We start from the raw sequence: 19,779 nt of genomic DNA, 5'->3' as shown, positions 1-19,779 counted from the left end.
CCTCCTCATGCCGCTCAACGCCATGCAATGGCAGAAATCGCTGGCCGCCGATCAACTGCGGCCGGTGTATCTGCTGGCCGGCGAAGAATTGCTGGTGCTGGAAGCCGCTGACGCGTTGCGCGCGCAAGCACGCAAGCTCGGCTATGCCGAACGCGAAGTGCTGGATGTCGGCAACCATTTCGACTGGGATGATCTGGCGCGCGCCGCGGCCGGCATGTCGCTGTTCGCCACGCGCCGCCTGCTCGACCTGCGCCTTCCCACCGGTCGCCCCGGTACCGAAGGCGCCAAGGCCATCAACGAGTTCTGCGCCAATCCGCCGCCGGACGTGACCTTGCTGATCACGGCCACCGAGTGGAGCAACAAGCACGAAGGCGCGTGGACCAGGAACCTCGATGCCGCAGGCGCCCTGGTGGTGTTCAATGCGCCGCGCCCGAACGAATGGGCGTCGTGGATTGGTGCACGCCTGTCGTCGCGCGGGCTCTCGGCCACGCCCGATGCGTCCGCGCTGCTCGCCGAGCGCGTGGAGGGCAATCTGCTTGCCGCGGCGCAGGAAATCGACAAGCTGGTCGTATTGCACGGCCAGGGCAAGATCGATGCGCAGGAGATGGAAAACCTCGTCGCCGACAGCGCCCGCTACGACGCATTCAAGCTCACCGACGCCGCGTTCGCAGGCGAGGGCGGTCGCGCGCTGCGCATTCTCGCCGGCCTGCATGCCGAGGGCGAGGAGCTGATCGGCCTGATGGGTTGGCTGGTGAACCAACTGCAGCTTGCGTTGCGACTGGCCAACGCCCACGACTTCGCTGCGCAGGCACGCGCCGAGCGCTTGTGGCCGGCGCGCGAACAACTCTTCCGCAAGGCGCTGCGCCGCGCACCGCGCGAACACTGGCTGCAGTGCCTGGCGCGCGCCGCGCGCATCGATCGCATGGCGAAAGGCCGCGAGCAGGGCGATGCATGGCTGGAAGCCGAGCGCCTCATCGCGGCCATTGCCGAACCGCGGGCTTCCGGCGCACTGGCATGAAGCCGCTGGCGCTTTTTGGTGGCACGTTCGATCCGGTGCACCTGGGGCACCTCAGCGTGGCGTGGGAAGCCTCCGAACTGCTCAACGCCGAAGTGCGCCTGATGCCGGCCAACGTGCCGCCCCATCGCCATGCTCCCACCGCAACGCCGGCGCAGCGCGTCGCCATGTTGAAGGCGGCGCTGCAAGGCCAGGAACGTCTCACCCTCGATACACGCGAACTGCGCCGCGAAGGGCCTTCCTACACCATCCACACCTTGCGCGAATTGCGCCAAGAGCAGGGCGATCGACCGCTGGTGCTGCTGCTGGGCGCCGATGCGTTCGCCAACCTGCCGAGCTGGCACCACTGGCGCGAGCTGTTCGAGCACGCGCACATCGGCGTGCTCAACCGTCCCGGCATCGATGCAGCCTGGTCGGTGGAACTGGCAGTGGAAATCCTTCCGCGTCGCGTGACCGATCCCGACCTGCTGCAGACCTTGCCCGCAGGCAAGGTGATCGAACTGGCCGTGACGCCGCTGGAAATTTCCGCGACGCGCGTGCGCGAACTGCTGGCGGAAGGACGCGACCCGCGTTACCTGCTGCCGTGCGGCCTGTTCGACGATCCCGCCGTGCTCGCGCCTTATCGAGGCAAACCGCTGCCGTAAGGCGATGGCGTGGTGCGTGACCGCGGCGTCGCAGTCACGCCCATGCTTACGACGTACGCGGCACGAACCGCAGCGCCACCGAGTTCATGCAATAGCGCAGGCCGGTGGGGCGCGGACCATCATCGAACACGTGGCCCAGATGGCTGTCGCATCCCGCGCAACTCACCGCGATGCGTTCCCAGCCAAACGTGGTGTCGCGTATCTCGATCACGTTCTGCTTGGCGATCGGCTGCCAGAAACTCGGCCAGCCCGTACCCGAATCGAACTGCGTAGCGGCGTCGAACAAGGCGGTGTCGCAGGCGGGGCAACGGTAGAGACCCGGCACGGCCGGCTTGTCGTGCGCACCGCTGAAAGCGCGCTCGGTGCCGGCACGACGCATCACGTAGTACGCATCGTCGCTGAGGCGCTCATGCCATTGCGCGTCGTTGAGCACCAGCTTGGGCACGTGGCATTGCCCCAGCTTGTGGCCGTCGTCGGCGAAGCAGATGAGCAGCACCTCGCCGCCGGTGGCGGGCGGTGTGGCTGCCATGGCCTCGCCGCTCAGTGCGCCGTGCTTCAACAGCGTGGGTAACGCAAAGCCTCCGATGGCAGCAAGAGCTCCTCCTGTCAGCGCCGCGCGCAGAAAGCGGCGACGCTCCAGTTTCACGATGTCCTTGGTGCGAGACATGAGAACCTCCGTGAGGTTGAATCAGCCGAAAGTGAAGGCGTACGCCTGAACGCCGGGGTCGAGGAACGTGATCTCGAAGGTACGCTCGCCGGTGCCGTTGGCCTGGCGAACCAACTGATAGAGACGCTGCGACGTCACCGTGCCGTTGCCGTCGCTGTCGGTGTCCATGCCGTGATCGGCGCCCGGCGTCTTGCCGTCGATGGTGACGCGGAAGCGCACCGGCTTGCCGTCATGCGTGGGGCCCAGCACCAGATGCAGGTCGCGTCCGCGGAAGCGATAGACGATGCTGCCGTTGGCGGCATCGAGACGAGCATTCTCGTCGCGCACGGTCCAGCGGCCATCCAGTGCCCACTGGTTGGTCATCAAGGTTTTCGGTGCGTGATACGTCCACACATCGTCGTGCGCCACCTGGCCGCCGGCGAAATTCTCGGCGCGTGCGTAACCGACGTACGTCTCCGGCGAGCGCATCGCATCGCCCGAACCCGCGGCTTCCGCCCCCTGTGCGCCCGGCTGCACATAGCCTCCAGGGAGATTCTTCTGGCCGGCTTCGGTCAGCAGCTGGCGAATCACATCCTCGCTCTGCTCGTACTCGCCTTCGCCGAAGTGGTGATGACGGATGCGGCCTTGCGGATCGATGAAGTAATGCGCAGGCCAGTATTCGTTGTTGAAGCCTTTCCAGATGGCGTAGTCGTTGTCGAGCGCGACGGGATAATCGACGCCCAGATCCTTGATCGCTTTGCTGACGTTCTGCGGATCTTTCTCGAAGGCGAATTCCGGCGCGTGTACGCCGATCACGACGAGGCCATGATCCTTGTACTTGTCAGCCCACGCGTGCACATACGGCAACGCGCGAATGCAGTTGATGCACGAATACGTCCAGAAATCGACCAGCACCACCTTGCCGCGCAGCGACTGCACCGACAGCGGCGGCGTGTTGAACCATTGGGTGGCACCTTGCAGCGATGGCAGTTCGCCTTCCACCGGCAACGGTTCGCCTTGCTTGACCACGGGTGCTGGCGCGGGTGCGGGACGGGCCGCATCGATCAGCTTCTGTTCGATACCGCCCGTGCTGGCCAGCGACACGCGCGTCAACACGCCGGTATCCAGACCCAGTGCAATCGCCGCAACACCAGCCAATACCAGCACGCCGAGCGCGCGACGCACCCATTCGCCGGCACCGAGCGAGCGCTTCATCAGCGAGAAGACGCGCCCGCCCACCAGCAGCGCCAGGGCCAGCGACGTCGTCGCGCCCAGGGCGTAGGTCAATAGCAACAACGAGGTCTGCAGGCTGGCGCCGTTCAATGCCGCGCCGGTCAGCAGAAGGCCAAGGATGGGGCCGGCACACGGCGCCCACAGCAGGCCGGTCGCCACGCCCAGTCCGGCGGCGGACCAGATCGAATCGTCTTCCTCGGAACGCTGCGACAGCTTGTTGCCCAGCGCCACGAACGGACGGCTGATCCATTCGGCCAGTCGCGTCGACAAGAGCGTCAATCCCAGTGCCGCCAAAACGATCAAGGCGATGATGCGCCCGTACTGGTTGGCCTGGATCGCCCAACTGCCGCCCACCGCCGCCAGCGTGGCCACCAGCGCGAACGTGAGTGCCATGCCCACCAGCATCGGCAGGCCGTTGCGGGCGAAGGGCCGGTCGGCCCGGGCAAACACGAACGGCAGCACCGGCAGGATGCACGGGCTGAGAATGGTCAGTACGCCACCGAGATAGGCCAGGATCAACACGAGCATGGAGCGGAGGTCCGTGGGGATGTCACTGGATCATTCGTCGCGGATACGGTTCAGGTTACCTGCGCCCAAAGAAAAAGGCCCGGCACATGGCCGGGCCTTCTTGCTTGCCTGATGGCGGCGATCAGAAGCTGGCGCGCACGCCGACGCTGATGTTCTCGCTGCCGTTGTTGTTCACGCGCACGCCGCCGTGCAGGGCCCAGGTCGGATTGAAGCTGTAGACCAGGCCGAAATCGGCATACACGTTGCCCAGGATGCCGGGGCCCTCATGGCTGTAACGGCCACCGTTGCTGTAGCCGATATAGGCGTTGGCAACGAGGTTGTTGACGATGCGGCCCATTACGCCCGTATTGACGGCCCAGAGATTGCCGTCGGTACTGATGTTGCCGCAGCGGCTAGCGGAGGCCGTGGCCGAGCGAGCCCAGGCGCAGTAATGGTCGCTGACGCGATCGTGCGTGTAGGACACCTGGGTCACCCAGTCGGCCTGCGAGCCGATGGAGGCGGCGTAGCCCATGCCCAGCGACCATGGACGGTCCTTGAACTTGTCGGTCGTGCCGTACGTATAACCCGAAGCATAGTCGCTGCTGGAATACGTGGGCGAACGCAGGTCGGTGTAGCTGCCGAACACCTGGAAGTTGTTGGCGAACTGGTACGAACCGCTGAACGATGCACCATCCGCCCTTGCGTCGTGGCCAGAGCCAGTGACGTTGACGTAGTCGAGCTGCACGTAGGTGTAGCCGATGCCGTTGCTGTCGGTTGCCTGGGCAGCAAGAGGCGCGGCGACGGCGGCGAGCGCCATCGCGATCAGGATCTTTTTCATTGGGCTTTCCTTGCGATTGAAACGAACGGTCTGTTGGGGAAGGCAGACTCGGCGGGCATTAGGCCAGCCAGGGGACGGGGCTGACCATCGGAAGATTCCGAAAAGCCCGCGAAAAACGATATTCAAGGGACCCAGCGGTGTTCCCAAGGCTGCGCTGAGGGCGACAGGACGTAACTCGATGCCGGGTCGCATCGAATGGAGGAGAAGGACCCTCGACGCCCGAATATGACCGCCACCTTGACCTTACCCCACACGATAGGTCTAGATATCGTCCTTTCCCGCTGGGCCAGGACCGATTCCATCGTGAGCGATGCTGCAGCCCCCGTCGGCGACACGCAGGAGCGTCAGCGCGCCGCGTGGATGGCTGCGGCGCAGGGTGGTGATCGTCGGGCGTACGAACGGGTGCTGGCCGCGTCGGTGCCGCTGATTCGCGTCGCCGCGAGGCGACAGGGCGTTGCCGTGGACCAGCTCGACGATGTGGTGCAGGAGACCCTGCTCACCGTGCACCGGGTTCGGCATACCTATGATCCGGCGCGCTCCTATGACGCGTGGCTCTCGGCATTGGCGGGGCGGCGCGCCATCGATGCGCTGCGCAGTCAGGGACGTCGCGGCAGCCGCGAGGTGCACGACGAACATGCCTACGACATGCATCCAGATGCGGACGATGCCACGGCAGCGGCGGAGCGCGATCAAGAGGCGCAGCGACTGCACGACGCCATCGCTTCGCTGCCGCCCGGTCAACGCGAAGCCATCGAGCAGCTGGGATTGAAGGAGCGTTCGCTGTCCGAAGTATCCGCCGAAACGGGGCGACAGACCGGCGCGCTGAAGGTCAATCTGCATCGCGCATTGAAGGCGCTGCGTGCGCGTTTCCACGGAGAACCCTGAGCATCATGGCCGAACCGCGACTCCCCGAGTCACTGATCCAATCGCTGGGCGATCAGCTCACGCCGGTGCGGCGCCTGCCGCCCCCGTGGGTGCGTACGCTCGGCTGGTTGGTGGTGGTGGCAGTGATCGCGGCGGGCCTGCTGATGCATTACGGTGTCGGCCACATGATCAAGCGCTGGGTCGCGGCGCCGGACATCGCCATCGCTGGCGTGGGTGCGGTGATCACGGCGGTTAGCGCGGCCTGGGCGGCGTTTACCCTGGGCGTGCCGGGACGTTCCTGGCGTTGGGTGTGGCTGCCATTGCCGAGCCTGTTGCTGTGGGTGGGCGCGAGTGGGTTGGGCTGCATGCGTGACTGGCTTGGACCGTCGGCGCATATCGCCCGGTTCAATGAGGCCAGCGATTGCCTCATCTTCATCATCAGTCTCTCGGTGCCGTTGTCGGCCCTGATGATCTGGCTGCTGCGCCGTGCCTGTCCGCTGCGTCCGGTGCTGGCGGCGATCATGATCGGCCTGGCTTCGGCCGCGGCCTCGGCGGCATTGCTCGAGATCTGTCACGCCTTTGCCGTTGCGGCCACGGACCTGCTGACCCACGCGATGGCCGTCGCCATCGTGGTGCTGGCCAATGCCTTAATGGGCGGTCGCCTGCTGCAGCCTGCGTTGAAGTAACGGTTTTCCTGGCGGCGACATCGCCGGACGCGACCCCAAAACCAAGGCATGGAACGCGTGCAGCGCGATGAAAATGGGGTGCTGCGCCGCAGCACGCAATCACGACGAAAACGGACCGCCCGTCGCCACGGGCTGACGACATCAGCGCTGATGCGACATCGATGCATGCGGATCAACCGCCGTGCTTCCCCGCGCCGCACGCACCGCAGCAATCGCAAATTATTGCTGTTGCCCTCGCCATATTCCAACTGAATGGCCATCGCGCCATGACACATTCGTGGGTCACGCGTGGGTATAGGCTTTGGCACCGGAAGGGGGCGGTCGCATGGGCGATCGGATGAAGAGGTTTGACGGACCAGGGATGGGCCGTTCGCATCGGGCAGGAAGGCTGATGCGGCGTGGCCGGTAGTCGACATGATCGCCACCGGTTTGCCGTCGTCGTTCGGGAGGGACGATAGCGGTTGTTCGATGGAAGTGCGGCCTCACCGCACGGTTACCTCACCGTTTCTGGAGATACCCAACCATGAAAGTTTCCCGTTACGCCGTACTCGCTTTCGCGACCGCCGTTGTGTTTGGCTTGGCCATGTCTCCGGTCATGGCACAGAGCACCACGCCGCAGTCGACCCAGGACGCCAGCAAGGACGCGATGAAGTCCAGCTCGGACGCCATGAAGTCCAGCAGCGATTCGATGAAGAGCGACGCGATGAAGGGCGATTCGATGAGCAGCGACTCGATGAAGAGCGACGCCACCCAGACCCATCACAAGAAGCAGCACAACACGAAGAAGAGCGGCGCACCCGCTTCCTCGTCCACTGCCGGCCATTGATGCATTGATGCGCTGAAAAGAACGAGGCCCTCTCCGCGCGGAGAGGGCCTCTTTTTTTGCCCCAGCGACAGAAGCGGACCCTCGTGCGCCGCGATTGCTTGTCATGGACGGCATCCGGAGTGCACGGAGCCTGTCTCTCGGGGCCGCTGGGCCGGCAGGGGTCTCGACCCGCGAATCAGATCGATCTCGGTCGAGCCTGCTTGCTCCGGCCCGGTTTTTCCGTTTGACATGGGCTTCAAAGTGGTCCGGTATACTGCGGCTGCGCCATCCCGCGCGTCGATCCCGCATCGAGGCAAACGCACTTGAGTCAGACCGCCAAGCGCAACACCAAATCCGCCACCACGGCGGTCCTTCGCCAGCATGTCATCAACGCGCTGGACGAACTGAAGGCCAAGGACGTTCGTGAAATCGACGTCCGCGGCAAGACCTCCATCGCCGATCTGCTGGTCATCGCTTCCGGCACCTCCGCGCGCCACGTCAAATCCATCGCCGACGAAGTCGTCAAGTTCGCCAAACAGGCGGGCGTGATGCCGCTCGGCGTGGAGGGCGAGCGCGAAGCCGAATGGGTACTGGTGGACCTGGGTGACGTGATCGTTCACGTCATGCTGCCGCGCATTCGCGAGTTCTATGGCCTGGAAAGGCTGTGGACCGTGGGTGATCGCGACATGGACACCGAAGTCGCCAACGCGGGCTGATGGCCCGCGTACCGGCGGTGAATGCCGCGCGCTGTCCAACGCGCGTGGCTTCCCCCTTGTTTCCCCGATTTTTGGATCGTGATTCATGCGCGCCCGTTTGATCGCCGTCGGCGAACGCATGCCCTCGTGGGTAGCCGAAGGCTTTGCCGAATACCGCAAGCGGCTGTCGCACGAGCTTCCGCTGGAACTGATCGAGCTCAAGCCCGGCATCCGCGGCAAGGGTCGCGACGACGCGCGCGCGATCCAGGATGAAGGCGCCGCGATTCTTGCGGCCTTGCCGCGCGACATCCACGTCGTCGCGCTCGATGGTCGCGGCAAGACATGGTCCAGCGAAGAGTTGGCGGCGCAACTCGCCAAATGGCGCATGTCCGGCCGCGATCTCGCCTTTCTCATCGGCGGTCCCGATGGTCACGCACCCGACGTGCTGGCGCGGGCGGATCAATCCTGGTCGCTCGGGCCGTTGACGCTGCCGCACATGCTGGTGCGGCTGGTGTTGGCCGAACAGCTCTATCGCGCCACGACCCTGCTTGCGGGACATCCCTACCATCGCGCGTAGTTGCGTGAGGCACCGATGACCTAAGGGCGCGTCGACGCGGTTGGCTTGTTTCGGATGGCGATGGCGTCTGTCCATGTGCCGGCTCGGCGCGTTTTTCCCGGGAAGTGGTCATAGGCGAGCCTGGGGCGGCCACGCATACTGGCGTCAACGACGCTGTTGCGGGGATGCGCGCATGTCCATCACGGTACGCCAGGCCACCATTCACGACCTCGATCTCGTGGCACCGCTGTTCGACGCCTACCGCGTGTTTTATGGCCAGCCGACCGACATCGCACGCGCCACGCAATTCCTGCGCGAACGCTTTCAGCATCACGACTCCGTGGTGGTGCTGGCAATGGATGGCGACGGCGAAGGCGCGGGTTTCGTGCAGCTGTACCCGATGTTCTCGTCGGTGCGCACGTCACGCATGTACCTGCTCAATGATCTTTTTGTCGCACCGAACGCACGTCGACGCGGCGTGGCTGCGGCATTGATGCGCGAAGCGATGGATTTCGCGCGCGCGGTCGGCGCATCCGGCATGACGCTCGCCACGGCTCACGCCAATGTGTCGGCGCAGCGGCTCTACGAGTCGATGGGATGGAAGCGCGACGAGGAATTTCGCGAGTATTTCGTGCGGTTCTGATGCACTCGACCATCGTCTAGCTTGCCAGGAGTTTGACGCTTTCGCGGGTTACCATTGGAGGATTGCCGTGCAGGAGACATCCCCGTGGACAAGCGCATTCGTCATGCAGGACTGGCCGCCAAGGTCATGACGGCAGCCAAGGCCGCGGAGCGAGTCGATCACGGCATGACGATCGGCATGAGCGGCTTCACCGGCGCGGGCTATCCAAAGGCGGTGCCGCAGGCGCTCGCCGCGCGCATGGTGGCCACGCACGAACGCGGCGAACCCTTCCGCGTGCGCGTGCTGACGGGTGCCTCCACGGCACCGGAACTCGATGGCGCGCTGGCGCGTGCCGATGGCATCGACCTGCGCTTGCCATATCAGTCCGATCCGGAACTTCGCGCGCGCATCAATCGTGGCGAGATGGATTATCTGGACATCCATCTCAGCCATGTGGCGCAGTACGCGTGGTTCGGCTTCTTCGGCAAGATCGATCTGGCGGTGATCGAAGCGGCGGCGATCATGCCCGACGGCAGTCTGCTGGCGTCATCCTCGGTGGGCAACAACAAGACGTGGCTCGATCTGGCCGACAAGGTGATTGTCGAAGTGAATCACTGGCAGCCGCTCGAACTGGACGGCATGCACGACATCTATTACGGCACCGCCTTGCCGCCGCATCGCAAGCCGATCCCGTTGCTCAGGCCCGATGATCGCATTGGCGAAAGATATCTTCGGCTCGACCCCGCCAAAGTCATCGCGGTGGTGGAAACGAATGCGCCCGATCGCAACAGTGCCTTCGCGCCGCTGGATGATTGCTCGCGCCAGATTGCGGGTCACCTGATCGAGTTCTTCCGCCACGAAATCGCCAAGGGCCGGCTGCTTCCCCAATTGCTGCCGCTGCAATCGGGGGTCGGCAACATCGCCAACGCGGTGCTGGCCGGCTTGCGCGATGGTGGCTTCAGCGGACTGAGCGCATTCACCGAAGTGATCCAGGACGGCATGCTCGAACTGCTGGAGGACGATGTGCTGTCGGTAGCGTCCGCCACGTCGTTCTCGCTGAGCCCGGCCGGCATCGAACGCTTTCTGGGCAAGATCGACTTCTTCCGCCAGCGCATCATTCTTCGCACGCAGGAAATCTCCAATCATCCCGAATTGGTGCGTCGCCTAGGCTGCATTGCGATGAACGGCATGGTGGAAACCGACCTCTACGGCAACATCAATTCCACCCATGTCGCCGGTACCAGCATCATCAACGGTATTGGCGGTTCGGGCGATTTCGCGCGCAACGGTTTCCTCTCCTGCTTCCTCACGCCGAGCACGGCGAAGCATGGCGCGGTGTCGTGCATCGTGCCGATGGTTAGCCACGTCGACCACACCGAGCATGATGTTTCCGTGATCGTCACCGAGCAGGGGCTGGCCGACCTGCGCGGCCTGTCGCCGCGGCAGCGTGCCAAGGTGGTGATCGAGCGCTGTGCCCACCCAAGCTACCGGCCTCTGCTGCAGGACCACTTCGATCGGGCCATGCACCACAGCCGCGGTAAGCACACGCCACATCTGTTGCAGGAAGCACTTTCGTGGCATCAGCGTTTCCTCGACAGCGGCGATATGAGACCTTAGGGTTTCCTGCCGTTACCGGGGCTGCTTCCTATGCTCTATCTTGCTTCCCAGTCGCCGCGCCGCCGCCAGTTGCTCGAGCAGATCGGCGTGAACTTCCGCATCGTCGATGTCGACGTGCCCGAACAGCGCTTGCTGGGCGAATCACCGCGCGATTACGTGAGCCGCGTGGCGCGCGAAAAGGCGAGGGCAGGGTTGGCCGTGCTTGAGGAATCCGGTGCGGCCGTACTTGGTGCGGATACCGAAGTCGTGCTCGATGACGAAGTCTTCGGCAAGCCCGACGATGCGGAAGATGCCGCATGCATGCTGCGTCGCTTGTCGGGCCGCGTGCATGAAGTGATTTCCACCGTGTGGCTGGTGACGCGTTCAGGTGAATGGTCCGATACCAGCCTGTCGCGTGTGACCATGCCAACCCTGGACAACGCCACCATCACCGCCTATATCGCCACCCGCGAGCCCTTTGGCAAGGCGGGTGCGTACGGCATCCAGGGCCATGGCGCCAAGCTGATCGAGCATCTCGATGGCAGCCATTCCGGCGTCATGGGGATGCCGATCTACGAGACGGCACGCTTGCTGCGCGCGCATTCGCTGATCGGCGCCTGATCGGCGCTCTTCGCAAGGTACGTCAGCTGTTGCTGATCACGAACCACGAAACCACGGCGAGCATGTTGTTCATGCCATGCGCCACCACGGCGGGCCAGATCGAACCCGACTGCACGCGCAGCCAGCCGAGGATGAGCCCAAGCAGCGCAAGATTGGGCAGCGCGTACCAGAGGAACGACAAGTCCGGCAGGTGCACGCAGGCGAACAGCAGGGCGGACAGCACGATGGCCATGCCATTGCCGGTGTAGCGCGCGATGGCCGACAACAGTACGCCGCGGAACAGCAGTTCTTCCACCAGCGGGCCGACGCTGATCACCAGCAGCGCCAGCGGCAGTCGCAGCGCCAACGACGTATGCGCGCCGAGCTGCTTGATGTCCTGGCTCACTTCGTGACCTTGCGCCAACCACTGTGTGAGCATGCCGCCGACGATGGGCATCATCACGCCCGCCGCGAGCGCGGTCACGTAAAAAGCGAGGTGTGGAGACGATGTGAAGCCCAGGCCCGGCGGTTCAGCCTGGCCCCATTGCTGCGGCCACCAGCGGCGGGCGAGATGCACGATCACCGCGGCCGAAATCAGCAGCGTGACCATCACGGCAGCGGCCGTCATATCCGATTGGCCGAGCCAGTGGCGACCCAGCGGAATGATGTCGCCCAGTCCGCCGCCCTGTCGCAGCGTAGCGACGACGCCGGCCGCCAGCGTGAACACGCTGCCCACGGCAAGCTGCAGGGCGAAATACAGCACGATCAGGGCGATGGCCTGGCCCGGGGCAGGCGCGCGCGAAGCGGGGTGTGGCGGCGAAACGGGTAGCTCGGTCAGGCGGTTCGCATCCATCAAAAACGTTCCAGGGCGCACGCGCGCGCAGTAGTTGCGTCAGCAGGTTTCGCGCTCACCGGCCGATGTGGCCACGCTAGACCTTGGCGTTGCGCGTGCCAATCCTGTCCTTTGGCACGGTCGGCGCAGGCCTTCCATGCGACGGGCGCCGAGCAGCCCATGGCTGTCATCGCGTTCACGGCATCGCCTTGTATAGTGAAGGGACGTTCCAAGGAGGAAATCGGCGCTCAGGCGCCAGCCCATGTTTGCATTCGACTGGCTGTCCGACCCGACTGCCTGGGCAGGTCTACTCACCCTCGTGGTGCTGGAGATCGTGCTCGGCATCGACAATCTCGTCTTCATCGCGATCCTTGCCGACAAGCTGCAGTCGAAAGAGCGCGACAAGGCCCGCGTGCTTGGCCTGTTGCTGGCGCTCGTCATGCGGCTCGCGCTGTTGGGTGCGATGTCGTGGCTGGTGAAGCTCACCACGCCCATCGTCGAATGGGGTGCGGTGTCGCTCTCCTGGCGCGACATCATCCTGCTGTTGGGTGGCGCGTTCCTGCTGTTCAAGGCCACGGTGGAATTGCACGAGCGCCTGGAAGCGGCCGACCACGGCGACGCAGCCAAGCGCGCGCCTGCGCGGTTCTGGCTGGTGGTGGCGCAGATCGTAGCGCTCGATGCGGTGTTCTCGATCGATTCGGTCATCACCGCCGTGGGCATGGTCGATCACCTGTCGGTGATGATGATTGCCGTGGTGATCGCGATGATCCTGATGATCAGCGCCAGCAAACCGCTCACCAGCTTCGTCAATGCGCGGCCGACGGTGGTGATCCTGTGCCTGTCGTTCCTGTTGATGATCGGTTTCAGCCTGGTCGCGGAAGGCTTCGGTTTTCACATTCCGAAGGGCTACCTGTACGCGGCGATCGGCTTCTCCATCCTGATCGAAGTGTTCAACCAGTTGATGCGCCGCAATCGCCAGCGCAGCCTGTTGGGCAGTGCGCGCACGTTGCGCGATCGCACCGCCTTGGCCGTGCTGAACCTGCTGGGCGGTGCCGGCGACGACGAAGACGCCGCGCCGAAAACGACGACGGCGAATCCCGAAGGCAGCGTTGCCATGTTCGGCAAGGACGAACTGGCGATGGTGCAGGGCGTGCTGGATCTGGCGCATCGCCCAGTGCGTTCCATCATGACGCCGCGTCCGGAAATCAACTGGATCGACCCGCGCGAAAGCGCCGAGCAGCTTCGCGCCGAAGTCACCGCATCAAGCCATGCGTGGCTGCCGGTGGCGGGCGACGATCTCGATCAACTGGTCGGCGTGGCGTCATCGCGCGATCTGCTGGCCAGCCTGCTGGAACACGGCCACATCGACGTGGAACAGGTGGTGCGCAAGCCGCTCACGGTGCTCGAATCGTTGAGCGTGCTGCGCCTGATCGAGGAATTCCGCCGTTCGACGCTGCAGGTTGCACTGGTGGTGGACGAATACGGCAGCGTGCTCGGCCTGGTCACGCCTACCGACGTGCTCGAAGTGATCGCCGGCGAATTTCCCGACGAGGACAGTGGCGACCCTTCCGCCGTGCAGGAAACCGACGGCACCTGGCTGCTCGATGCCAGCCTGGACCTGCGTCGTGTCGAGCACCTGCTTGGTTTCAAGCTGACCGGCGACGACAGTTTTTCCACGCTTGCTGGCTACGCGCTGCAGCAGCTGGGCCGCTTGCCCAACGTGGGCGATACGTTCACCAGCGAAGGCCTGCTGTTCGAAGTGGTGGGGATGGACGGTGCGCGCATCGAGCGCCTGAAGGTGAATCCGGTCGAATGACGCATGGGGCGCACATGACGTGCGCCCCATCGTTGGCTCATCCAACCATCATCGCGCGGACCAGCCCGATGACGCCGAACACCAGGATCACCGCCCAGGCCGCCGTCGCCAGCATGAAGCCGGGGCCGCGCTTGGCCGCATCCTGCAGATAGGTCACCGCGTACCACACGCGGGCGAACACCCACACCAGGCCCGCCACGCCGGCCCACAGCGGGTAACCGTACTGCACGGCCAGCCACAGCGTGGGCAGGAAGATCACCGTCGATTCCAGCGTGTTCATCTGCACGCGCCAGGCGCGCTCGAAGCCCGGATGACCGCCGATGGCCGGCGCCTTGACCCCGTATTTCGTGCGCGCGTTGCTGGTGGCCCAGACGGTGCCGAACTGGAGCAGGACCGTGAGCAGGACGACGACGGCGGGCAGGTGCTGGATCATGTGTGTTTTCTCCGAAAAGGGTGGCTCACTGTAGCCATCGCGTGCCAATGGCGGGAGAGGGCGCGAGGCGCTATCGTCACCGGACCGTCGGATACGCGAGGGCCGTCATATGGATTGGCAGAAAGGCGAACGCAGCCAGAACGTCGAGGTCGACAGTGGCGGCGGCGGTCCCCGTTTCGGCGGCGGTCGCGGCATGGGCATTGGCGGCATCATCATCCTCGCCATCCTGGGTTTCGTGTTCTTCAAGGACCCCACCGCGTTGCTGGGACAGGCGGACAACGGCGGCCAGCAGGTGGCCGCGCCCAGCGGGCAGCCGGCGAACGTCGACCCGCAGACCAAGGATTTCGTCAGCGCCATCCTCGGTTCCACCGAGAAGACTTGGGGCGATATTTTCGCGGCGCACGGGCGCCAGTACGTCGACCCCAAGCTGGACCTGTTCAGCGGTGGCGTGAATACCGCCTGCGGTGCGGCGTCGACCGCCGTGGGTCCGTTCTATTGCCCGGGCGACCAGAAGGTTTACCTGGACGTGGCGTTCTTCCAGGAACTGGAAAGCCGCTTCCACGCGGCCGGCGATTTCGCCCGCGCCTATGTGATTGCGCATGAAGTGGGCCATCACGTGCAGAACCTGCTCGGTGTGTTCGACCAGGTGGAACAGGCGCGTCGCCGCGGCGCGCGCATGGAAGGCGCCGATGGCCTTTCCGTTCGCCAGGAATTGCAGGCCGACTGCTTTGCCGGCGTGTGGGCCAACCATAGCCAGCAGCGCTTGCAATGGCTGCAGCCGGGCGACATCGAATCGGCGCTCAACGCGGCCAGCAAGATCGGCGACGATGCGCTTCAGCAGCAGGCGCAGGGCAGGGTGGTGCCCGACTCGTTCACGCATGGCACCTCCGCGCAACGCGTGAAATGGTTCCGCGCAGGTTTCGACAGCGGCGACATTGCAAGCTGCAATACGTTTTCCGGCGAGCCGTGAGAAACGCAGCATCGAAGGCCCGCCATGGCGGGCCTTCGGCGTTCTAGAATGCCCGTCTGCGCGCCCACCGGGCGCTCCCGAACGATCTGCATGTTGCATCCCTGCCTGAGTTGCGGTGCCTGTTGCGCCTTTTTCCGCGTGGCCTTTCATTGGTCAGAGGCGGACGCGTCGCTGGGCGGCGTGGTGCCGCCGGAGCTCACCGAAACGCTCGATCCACATCGTCTGGTGATGCGCGGTACGCAGGCATCGCGCCCACGCTGCGTGGCTTTGCAGGGCGTGGTGGGCGAGGCGGCGCATTGCGGCATCTACGAGCGCAGGCCCTCGGTGTGCCGCGAGGTGGAGCCCTCCTGGGAATTCGGACGTCCCAGCGCGCAATGCGACAAGGCGCGGCTGGGACACGGATTGCCCGTGCTCACGCCGGAAGACTGGCCGGTGACCGCTGCCGGCGACTGACTCGCCGCTCAGCGCGACATCAGCGGATTGGCCTCGTTCTGGAAGGCCAGCACGAACTGCTTCAGGTCGGCTTCGTTGACGTCGGAGATCACCACGTAATGCATGCCATCGCCGGTCCAGCGGATCACCGTGTAACCGTGTTCCTGCGTCGCGACCTGCGGTGCCGTGCCGCTTTCCGCCGGCCACTGGAACAGGTTGATCACGTGCAGGCGGCGCTTGTAGACCAGCGCGGCCACGCTGTGTCCTTCCAGTGCATCCAGACGGCCGCCGGCCAGGGGGAAGCCTTCGCCGGCCAGGTCTTTCACGCGCGGCGAGAAATCGAGCTTGCCCTCGAACCACGGCTTCACCGTGTGCTGGTCGGTGGAGATCACATCCATCAGATGCTCGCCCTGCAATGAGCGCACATGGCCGGAGATGGCTTGCGCAACGATGGCATCGCCCGTGCCGCGCGAAGGCAGCCAGTGCAGCCACGCGGGCACGGAAAGCAGCATGGCCGCCACAAAGCCGGCCGCCGCGGCCAACGGCACGAACGAGCGTCGCCGCACCGGCAATGGCGTCACCGTGGAGGGCGTGGAGGGCGCGGGTGGCGTGGTCCACTGGGCGCGCAGCGCATCGGGCGCGCGACGATAAAGCGTAGGTTCGGACAGGGCCTTCTGCATGATGGCGTAAGTCTCGTAGCGCGCCTTGCAGGCAGCGCATTCGCTGAGATGGCGAGCCATCGCCGCGCTGTCGGCGGCATCCAGCTCGTCGTCGAGATAGGCGTGCAGAAGCAGCCCGGCGTCATCGCACATCATGACGACGTACCTCCTTGGGCCGACAGGTGAGTTCGTCCCGCAGGCGTTCGCGGGCACGGGCAAGACGGGACATCACCGTACCGATCTTCTGCTCGGTGATGGCCGCTATTTCCTTGTATGAGCATTCTTCGAGTTCACGCAGTACCAGCACTTCGCGCAGCGGCGGCGGCAATCGTTCCAGCGCCGCCTGCAGCGCGCCCACGTCCACGGCGAGCAGGGTGAGGGTTTCGGGCGACGGGCCGTCGTCCACCAGCGGATGCTTCGCGTCGTCCAGTTCGTCGTGCAAGGCGTCCTGCGGTGCGCGGCTGCGCAGCGTGTAGAACGTATTGCGCACGATGGCGAGCAGCCACACGCGCACGTCGCCGCCATGGAAGCTGTCGAAATAACGCAGTGCGCGCAGCATGGCTTCCTGCACCACGTCCTGCGCGTCGGCGGGATTGCGCGCGAGCCAGTGCGCCAGGTTGTAGGCCGCATCGAGATACGGCACCACCTGCGCCTCGAAGCGGGCGCTCCGGGCGACATCGGTTCCTTTGGGACTGGCGTTCGGCTCGGTCGGCATACGAGGGAATACCCGGGTTGCGGCCACTTTATTCCAATCGATTCTTCGGCGCGTGTGCCGGGAATAGATGCGTGCATGGCCGGGTATTGGGGTAAGGGCCGTGGGCAAGGTGCCTGCCGCCAATACCGGAGATTCGACCATGCAAGATATCGAAGACCGCGAGACCGAAGGCCGCCGCCATTTCCTCAAGTGCATGGCGTGGGCCGGCACCGGCACGCTGTGGCTGATGCACGGCGGCGTGCTGAAGGCACAACCGTTGAACGCCGGAGGCGGCACCATCGCCACCGATGCCACCTTCGGCTTCGTGCAGATCAGCGATTCGCACATCGGCTTCAACAAGGCGCCGAACGCGGACGTGGCCGGCACGCTGCGCAAGTCGCTGGCGATGATCAACGCCCAGAAGAATGAACCCGATTTCGTACTGCATACCGGCGACCTCACGCATTTGTCGCGGCCGGAAGAGTTCGACACGCTGTCGGGCATCATGCAGGACGCGCGCATGGCCAAGGTGTTCTACGTGCCGGGCGAACACGACGTGATCGGCGACAACGGCGCCGAGTTCTTCCGTCGCTTCGGCGAACGCCAACAAACGGGTGGCTGGTACAGCTTCGACCACCACGGCGTGCATTTCGTGGGCTTGATCAACGTGCTGAATCTGAAGGCCGGCGGCCTCGGTTCGCTCGGCGCCGATCAGCTGGCATGGCTGAAGAAGGATCTCGCCTCGCTCTCGCCCGACACGCCGCTGGTGATATTCGCGCACATGCCGCTATGGCCGCTGTATCCGGACTGGGGCTGGGGCACGGACGACAGCAACGAAGCGGTGAGCTATCTGCGTCGGTTCGGCTCGGTGAGCGTGCTCAACGGCCACATCCACCAGATCCAGCAGAAGGTGGAAGGCAACATCACCTTCTACACCGCGCGTTCCACCGCCTATCCGCAACCGGCGCCCGGCACGGCACCGGCGCCGGGACCGATGAAGGACGTGGCGCCGAACGATCTGCATCGCTATCTCGGTATTCGCGACGTGCGCCACGTGCAGGGCAGTCATGCGCTCGCCGTCACCGAGGAGGTGTTTGCATGAACGTGATGAGCTGGATGCTGGTGGTGATTGCCACGCTCGTGCTGTCCACGGCAGCGCTTTCCCCCGTGATGGCGGCGGATGCCGTGGCAACGACGACCTCGGCCAAGCCGGTCGCGGTGAATATCCAGGATTTCGTCTTCGCGCCGAAGACGCTGACCGTGTCCACCGGTACGCGCGTGGTGTGGACCAATCGTGATGAAGAACCGCATGTCGTGGTGAGCGCGGGCAATCAGTTCACGCCGTCCAAGGCGCTCGATACCAACGACAGCTACGCGGTGACGTTCGATCACCCCGGCACGTATACGTATTACTGCGCCATCCATCCGATGATGGTGGGCACCGTCATCGTGAAGTAGCGGCACCGTCGAAGCGGTAGATGTCCATCGCCAGCAATCCGTACTCGATGCCGGCATCGATGCGCTGGGCGTGCGCGCCTTCCCCCGCCGCACCCAGCGCCAGGAACAAGGGCAGTAGATGTTCGTCGGTGGGATGCGCGCGCTCGGCAAACGGTGCCTGTTTGCGATAGTCGAGCAGCGCAGGTACGTCTCCCTCGGACAACTTGCGCTCGATCCATTCGATGAAAGGTCGCACGTACGGCGCCTCGCGTTCCTCGCTGTAGCCTTCGCGGAAATCGTGGAGGTTGTGCGTGATGCTGCCCGAGCCGATCACCAGCACGCCGTCGTTGCGCAACGGCGCCAGCGCGCGACCCACGGCGTACTGATGTGCGGGTCCCAACTGCGGCTGGATGGACAAGGGAACGACAGGGATGTCGGCCTCGGGATAAAGCAGTCGCAGCGGCACCCAGGCGCCATGATCCAGCCCTTGCGTCGGGTCGAGCGTGGTGGGCAGGCCCGCCTTGTCGAGCAATTCGGTGACATGCGCGGCCAGCGCGGGATCGCCCTTCGCCGGATACTGGATATCGAACAGCGCCTGCGGAAACCCGTAGAAATCGTGGATGGTTTCCGGACGCGTGGCCCCGCCCACGTGTGGCTGGCGCGCGAGCCAATGCGCCGTGGCGATCACAATGGCCTTGGGGCGCGGCAGTTCGCGCGCGAGTTCGGCCAGCCGCTCGCCCACGCGACGCGGCTGGATCGCTGTCATGGGCGAACCGTGGGAGATGTAGAGGCTGGGGAGGGTCGTCATGGTGGTTACCTCGGGGGACCACCATAGGGTAGGGATTTTGCGGGCGATTGCAGCGTGCGTGGGGTGAACGATGCGTCACTGGGGTGGAACGATGGGGTGTGTGGCGCGTGCATGCGACCAGGTTTTGGTTCGTCGCTTTTGCGCCCCTCCAAAGGGGGCAAGAGCAAGAGGCGCCTTTCAGTGGACGGAGACGCTCTAGCTCGTCATTCCGGCGTAGGCCGGAATCCAGTGACTTTGCACTTGGTTGGTTGTCGCGATTGCGTCTGATCGCGCCTTTGTGGCGCTTCCGCCAGCGTGCCGCCTACGCAGCGGGCGTTTCGATCGGCTGCCGCCGCTCGAGTCACTTTTCTTTTGCTGGCCCAAAAGAAAAGTAACCCAAAGAAAATGGCCT

The 19,779-nt window shown here is 64.7% G+C and carries 24 protein-coding genes; 15 read left to right on the top strand and 9 right to left on the bottom strand.

Features of this window, described 5'->3' with window-relative positions; all coding sequences use genetic code 11:
* Window positions 1-7: 7 nt before the first annotated feature.
* A complete protein-coding gene (holA, locus tag ABIC75_RS10315) occupies window positions 8-1,018 on the top strand; it encodes a DNA polymerase III subunit delta (RefSeq protein WP_354013772.1) in 1,011 nt (336 codons plus the stop codon).
* The gene (nadD, locus tag ABIC75_RS10310; protein WP_354013771.1) at window positions 1,015-1,659 is read left to right on the top strand and encodes a nicotinate-nucleotide adenylyltransferase; all 645 of its coding nucleotides are present in this window, start codon (window positions 1,015-1,017) and stop codon (window positions 1,657-1,659) included. Before holA ends, nadD begins: the two co-directional genes overlap by 4 nt.
* A 46-nt stretch (window positions 1,660-1,705) precedes the next feature.
* On the opposite strand, the gene msrB is transcribed toward nadD, so the two are convergent.
* The 3 genes from msrB to ABIC75_RS10295 form a co-directional block, all read right to left on the bottom strand.
* On the bottom strand, window positions 1,706-2,326 hold the full coding sequence (gene msrB, locus ABIC75_RS10305; protein WP_354013770.1) for a peptide-methionine (R)-S-oxide reductase MsrB: 621 nt from the start codon (window positions 2,324-2,326) through the stop codon (window positions 1,706-1,708).
* Window positions 2,327-2,347: 21 nt separating this feature from the next.
* Complete coding sequence (locus ABIC75_RS10300; RefSeq protein ID WP_354013769.1) at window positions 2,348-4,066, bottom strand: cytochrome c biogenesis protein DipZ; 1,719 nt, start codon at window positions 4,064-4,066, stop codon at window positions 2,348-2,350.
* Between the two features lie 121 nt (window positions 4,067-4,187).
* Window positions 4,188-4,883: a hypothetical protein gene (locus tag ABIC75_RS10295; RefSeq protein WP_354013768.1), complete on the bottom strand. Its 696-nt coding sequence runs from the start codon at window positions 4,881-4,883 to the stop codon at window positions 4,188-4,190.
* A 303-nt stretch (window positions 4,884-5,186) separates the two neighbouring features.
* Between ABIC75_RS10295 and ABIC75_RS10290 the strand changes: the two genes are divergently transcribed.
* The 8 genes from ABIC75_RS10290 to ABIC75_RS10255 all read left to right on the top strand — a co-directional run bounded on the left by ABIC75_RS10290 (window position 5,187) and on the right by ABIC75_RS10255 (window position 11,328).
* On the top strand, window positions 5,187-5,768 hold the full coding sequence (locus tag ABIC75_RS10290; RefSeq protein WP_436407909.1) for a sigma-70 family RNA polymerase sigma factor: 582 nt from the start codon (window positions 5,187-5,189) through the stop codon (window positions 5,766-5,768).
* A gap of 5 nt (window positions 5,769-5,773) precedes the next feature.
* The gene (locus ABIC75_RS10285; RefSeq protein WP_354013767.1) at window positions 5,774-6,433 is read left to right on the top strand and encodes an NrsF family protein; all 660 of its coding nucleotides are present in this window, start codon (window positions 5,774-5,776) and stop codon (window positions 6,431-6,433) included.
* A 523-nt stretch (window positions 6,434-6,956) separates the two neighbouring features.
* Window positions 6,957-7,259: a hypothetical protein gene (locus ABIC75_RS10280; RefSeq protein WP_354013766.1), complete on the top strand. Its 303-nt coding sequence runs from the start codon at window positions 6,957-6,959 to the stop codon at window positions 7,257-7,259.
* Window positions 7,260-7,561: 302 nt separating this feature from the next.
* On the top strand, window positions 7,562-7,954 hold the full coding sequence (gene rsfS, locus ABIC75_RS10275; RefSeq protein ID WP_354013765.1) for a ribosome silencing factor: 393 nt from the start codon (window positions 7,562-7,564) through the stop codon (window positions 7,952-7,954).
* An 85-nt stretch (window positions 7,955-8,039) separates the two neighbouring features.
* Window positions 8,040-8,510 carry a 23S rRNA (pseudouridine(1915)-N(3))-methyltransferase RlmH gene (rlmH, locus tag ABIC75_RS10270; RefSeq protein ID WP_354013764.1) on the top strand — a complete coding sequence of 157 codons (471 nt, stop codon included), beginning with the start codon at window positions 8,040-8,042 and terminating at the stop codon, window positions 8,508-8,510.
* 172 nt (window positions 8,511-8,682) lie between these two features.
* Window positions 8,683-9,132, top strand: coding sequence for a GNAT family N-acetyltransferase (locus ABIC75_RS10265; protein ID WP_354013763.1), 450 nt, complete (start codon window positions 8,683-8,685; stop codon window positions 9,130-9,132).
* A 78-nt stretch (window positions 9,133-9,210) separates the two neighbouring features.
* On the top strand, window positions 9,211-10,728 hold the full coding sequence (locus ABIC75_RS10260) for an acetyl-CoA hydrolase/transferase family protein (protein ID WP_354014340.1): 1,518 nt from the start codon (window positions 9,211-9,213) through the stop codon (window positions 10,726-10,728).
* A gap of 30 nt (window positions 10,729-10,758) precedes the next feature.
* Window positions 10,759-11,328 carry a Maf family protein gene (locus tag ABIC75_RS10255; RefSeq protein ID WP_354013762.1) on the top strand — a complete coding sequence of 190 codons (570 nt, stop codon included), beginning with the start codon at window positions 10,759-10,761 and terminating at the stop codon, window positions 11,326-11,328.
* A 22-nt stretch (window positions 11,329-11,350) separates the two neighbouring features.
* Here ABIC75_RS10255 and ABIC75_RS10250 read toward each other — a convergent pair whose 3' ends face one another.
* Window positions 11,351-12,160 (bottom strand): CPBP family intramembrane glutamic endopeptidase, encoded by an 810-nt coding sequence (locus ABIC75_RS10250; RefSeq protein ID WP_354013761.1) that lies wholly within the window; start codon window positions 12,158-12,160, stop codon window positions 11,351-11,353.
* A 241-nt stretch (window positions 12,161-12,401) separates the two neighbouring features.
* Between ABIC75_RS10250 and ABIC75_RS10245 the strand changes: the two genes are divergently transcribed.
* A complete protein-coding gene (locus tag ABIC75_RS10245; protein WP_354013760.1) occupies window positions 12,402-13,955 on the top strand; it encodes a hemolysin family protein in 1,554 nt (517 codons plus the stop codon).
* 37 nt (window positions 13,956-13,992) lie between these two features.
* Here ABIC75_RS10245 and ABIC75_RS10240 read toward each other — a convergent pair whose 3' ends face one another.
* Entirely contained in the window at window positions 13,993-14,388 is a 396-nt protein-coding gene (locus ABIC75_RS10240) for an MAPEG family protein (protein ID WP_436407908.1), read from the bottom strand.
* Between the two features lie 109 nt (window positions 14,389-14,497).
* Here ABIC75_RS10240 and ypfJ point away from each other — a divergent pair, with 109 nt between their 5' ends.
* Together ypfJ and ABIC75_RS10230 are read left to right on the top strand one after the other, a co-directional pair.
* Window positions 14,498-15,358, top strand: a complete 861-nt coding sequence (gene ypfJ, locus ABIC75_RS10235; RefSeq protein WP_354013759.1) for a KPN_02809 family neutral zinc metallopeptidase — start codon at window positions 14,498-14,500, stop codon at window positions 15,356-15,358.
* 90 nt (window positions 15,359-15,448) lie between these two features.
* Window positions 15,449-15,811: a YkgJ family cysteine cluster protein gene (locus ABIC75_RS10230; protein ID WP_354013758.1), complete on the top strand. Its 363-nt coding sequence runs from the start codon at window positions 15,449-15,451 to the stop codon at window positions 15,809-15,811.
* Window positions 15,812-15,819: 8 nt separating this feature from the next.
* Here the strand turns inward: ABIC75_RS10230 and ABIC75_RS10225 are convergent, their stop codons facing one another.
* Window positions 15,820-16,605 (bottom strand): anti-sigma factor family protein, encoded by a 786-nt coding sequence (locus tag ABIC75_RS10225; RefSeq protein ID WP_354013757.1) that lies wholly within the window; start codon window positions 16,603-16,605, stop codon window positions 15,820-15,822.
* The gene (locus ABIC75_RS10220; protein ID WP_354013756.1) at window positions 16,592-17,164 is read right to left on the bottom strand and encodes a sigma-70 family RNA polymerase sigma factor; all 573 of its coding nucleotides are present in this window, start codon (window positions 17,162-17,164) and stop codon (window positions 16,592-16,594) included. The genes ABIC75_RS10225 and ABIC75_RS10220 overlap by 14 nt, the downstream gene beginning before the upstream one ends.
* 139 nt (window positions 17,165-17,303) lie before the next feature.
* Between ABIC75_RS10220 and ABIC75_RS10215 the strand changes: the two genes are divergently transcribed.
* Both ABIC75_RS10215 and ABIC75_RS10210 read left to right on the top strand, forming a co-directional pair.
* Window positions 17,304-18,245, top strand: coding sequence for a metallophosphoesterase family protein (locus ABIC75_RS10215; RefSeq protein WP_354013755.1), 942 nt, complete (start codon window positions 17,304-17,306; stop codon window positions 18,243-18,245).
* Window positions 18,242-18,601 (top strand): cupredoxin domain-containing protein, encoded by a 360-nt coding sequence (locus ABIC75_RS10210; protein WP_354013754.1) that lies wholly within the window; start codon window positions 18,242-18,244, stop codon window positions 18,599-18,601. Before ABIC75_RS10215 ends, ABIC75_RS10210 begins: the two co-directional genes overlap by 4 nt.
* Here ABIC75_RS10210 and ABIC75_RS10205 read toward each other — a convergent pair.
* Together ABIC75_RS10205 and ABIC75_RS10200 are read right to left on the bottom strand one after the other, a co-directional pair.
* A complete protein-coding gene (locus ABIC75_RS10205; protein ID WP_354013753.1) occupies window positions 18,588-19,388 on the bottom strand; it encodes a dioxygenase family protein in 801 nt (266 codons plus the stop codon). The genes ABIC75_RS10210 and ABIC75_RS10205 overlap by 14 nt on opposite strands.
* 203 nt (window positions 19,389-19,591) lie before the next feature.
* A partial coding sequence (locus tag ABIC75_RS10200) for a hypothetical protein (protein ID WP_354013752.1) occupies window positions 19,592-19,779 on the bottom strand: 188 nt, incomplete at its 5' end.

The sequence above is a fragment of the Dyella japonica genome (assembly GCF_040545895.1).
GTDB classification, from domain to species: Bacteria; Pseudomonadota; Gammaproteobacteria; order Xanthomonadales; family Rhodanobacteraceae; genus Dyella; species Dyella japonica_D.
The sequence above is the reverse complement of the archived record's forward strand: the minus strand, read 5'-3'. Positions and strand labels throughout refer to the sequence as shown.

Coding starts and splice junctions, on each gene's coding strand:
- ABIC75_RS10250 (WP_354013761.1), bottom strand. CDS start 12,160: ATGGATGCGAACCGCCTGACCGAGCTACCCGTTTCGCCGCCACACCCC.
- ABIC75_RS10295 (WP_354013768.1), bottom strand. CDS start 4,883: ATGAAAAAGATCCTGATCGCGATGGCGCTCGCCGCCGTCGCCGCGCCT.
- ABIC75_RS10220 (WP_354013756.1), bottom strand. CDS start 17,164: ATGCCGACCGAGCCGAACGCCAGTCCCAAAGGAACCGATGTCGCCCGG.
- ABIC75_RS10300 (WP_354013769.1), bottom strand. CDS start 4,066: ATGCTCGTGTTGATCCTGGCCTATCTCGGTGGCGTACTGACCATTCTC.
- ABIC75_RS10225 (WP_354013757.1), bottom strand. CDS start 16,605: ATGATGTGCGATGACGCCGGGCTGCTTCTGCACGCCTATCTCGACGAC.
- rlmH (WP_354013764.1), top strand. CDS start 8,040: ATGCGCGCCCGTTTGATCGCCGTCGGCGAACGCATGCCCTCGTGGGTA.
- ABIC75_RS10240 (WP_436407908.1), bottom strand. CDS start 14,388: ATGATCCAGCACCTGCCCGCCGTCGTCGTCCTGCTCACGGTCCTGCTC.
- ABIC75_RS10210 (WP_354013754.1), top strand. CDS start 18,242: ATGAACGTGATGAGCTGGATGCTGGTGGTGATTGCCACGCTCGTGCTG.
- holA (WP_354013772.1), top strand. CDS start 8: ATGCCGCTCAACGCCATGCAATGGCAGAAATCGCTGGCCGCCGATCAA.
- ABIC75_RS10280 (WP_354013766.1), top strand. CDS start 6,957: ATGAAAGTTTCCCGTTACGCCGTACTCGCTTTCGCGACCGCCGTTGTG.
- ABIC75_RS10215 (WP_354013755.1), top strand. CDS start 17,304: ATGCAAGATATCGAAGACCGCGAGACCGAAGGCCGCCGCCATTTCCTC.
- ABIC75_RS10285 (WP_354013767.1), top strand. CDS start 5,774: ATGGCCGAACCGCGACTCCCCGAGTCACTGATCCAATCGCTGGGCGAT.
- msrB (WP_354013770.1), bottom strand. CDS start 2,326: ATGTCTCGCACCAAGGACATCGTGAAACTGGAGCGTCGCCGCTTTCTG.
- ABIC75_RS10205 (WP_354013753.1), bottom strand. CDS start 19,388: ATGACGACCCTCCCCAGCCTCTACATCTCCCACGGTTCGCCCATGACA.
- ABIC75_RS10230 (WP_354013758.1), top strand. CDS start 15,449: ATGTTGCATCCCTGCCTGAGTTGCGGTGCCTGTTGCGCCTTTTTCCGC.
- nadD (WP_354013771.1), top strand. CDS start 1,015: ATGAAGCCGCTGGCGCTTTTTGGTGGCACGTTCGATCCGGTGCACCTG.
- ABIC75_RS10265 (WP_354013763.1), top strand. CDS start 8,683: ATGTCCATCACGGTACGCCAGGCCACCATTCACGACCTCGATCTCGTG.
- ypfJ (WP_354013759.1), top strand. CDS start 14,498: ATGGATTGGCAGAAAGGCGAACGCAGCCAGAACGTCGAGGTCGACAGT.
- ABIC75_RS10255 (WP_354013762.1), top strand. CDS start 10,759: ATGCTCTATCTTGCTTCCCAGTCGCCGCGCCGCCGCCAGTTGCTCGAG.
- ABIC75_RS10245 (WP_354013760.1), top strand. CDS start 12,402: ATGTTTGCATTCGACTGGCTGTCCGACCCGACTGCCTGGGCAGGTCTA.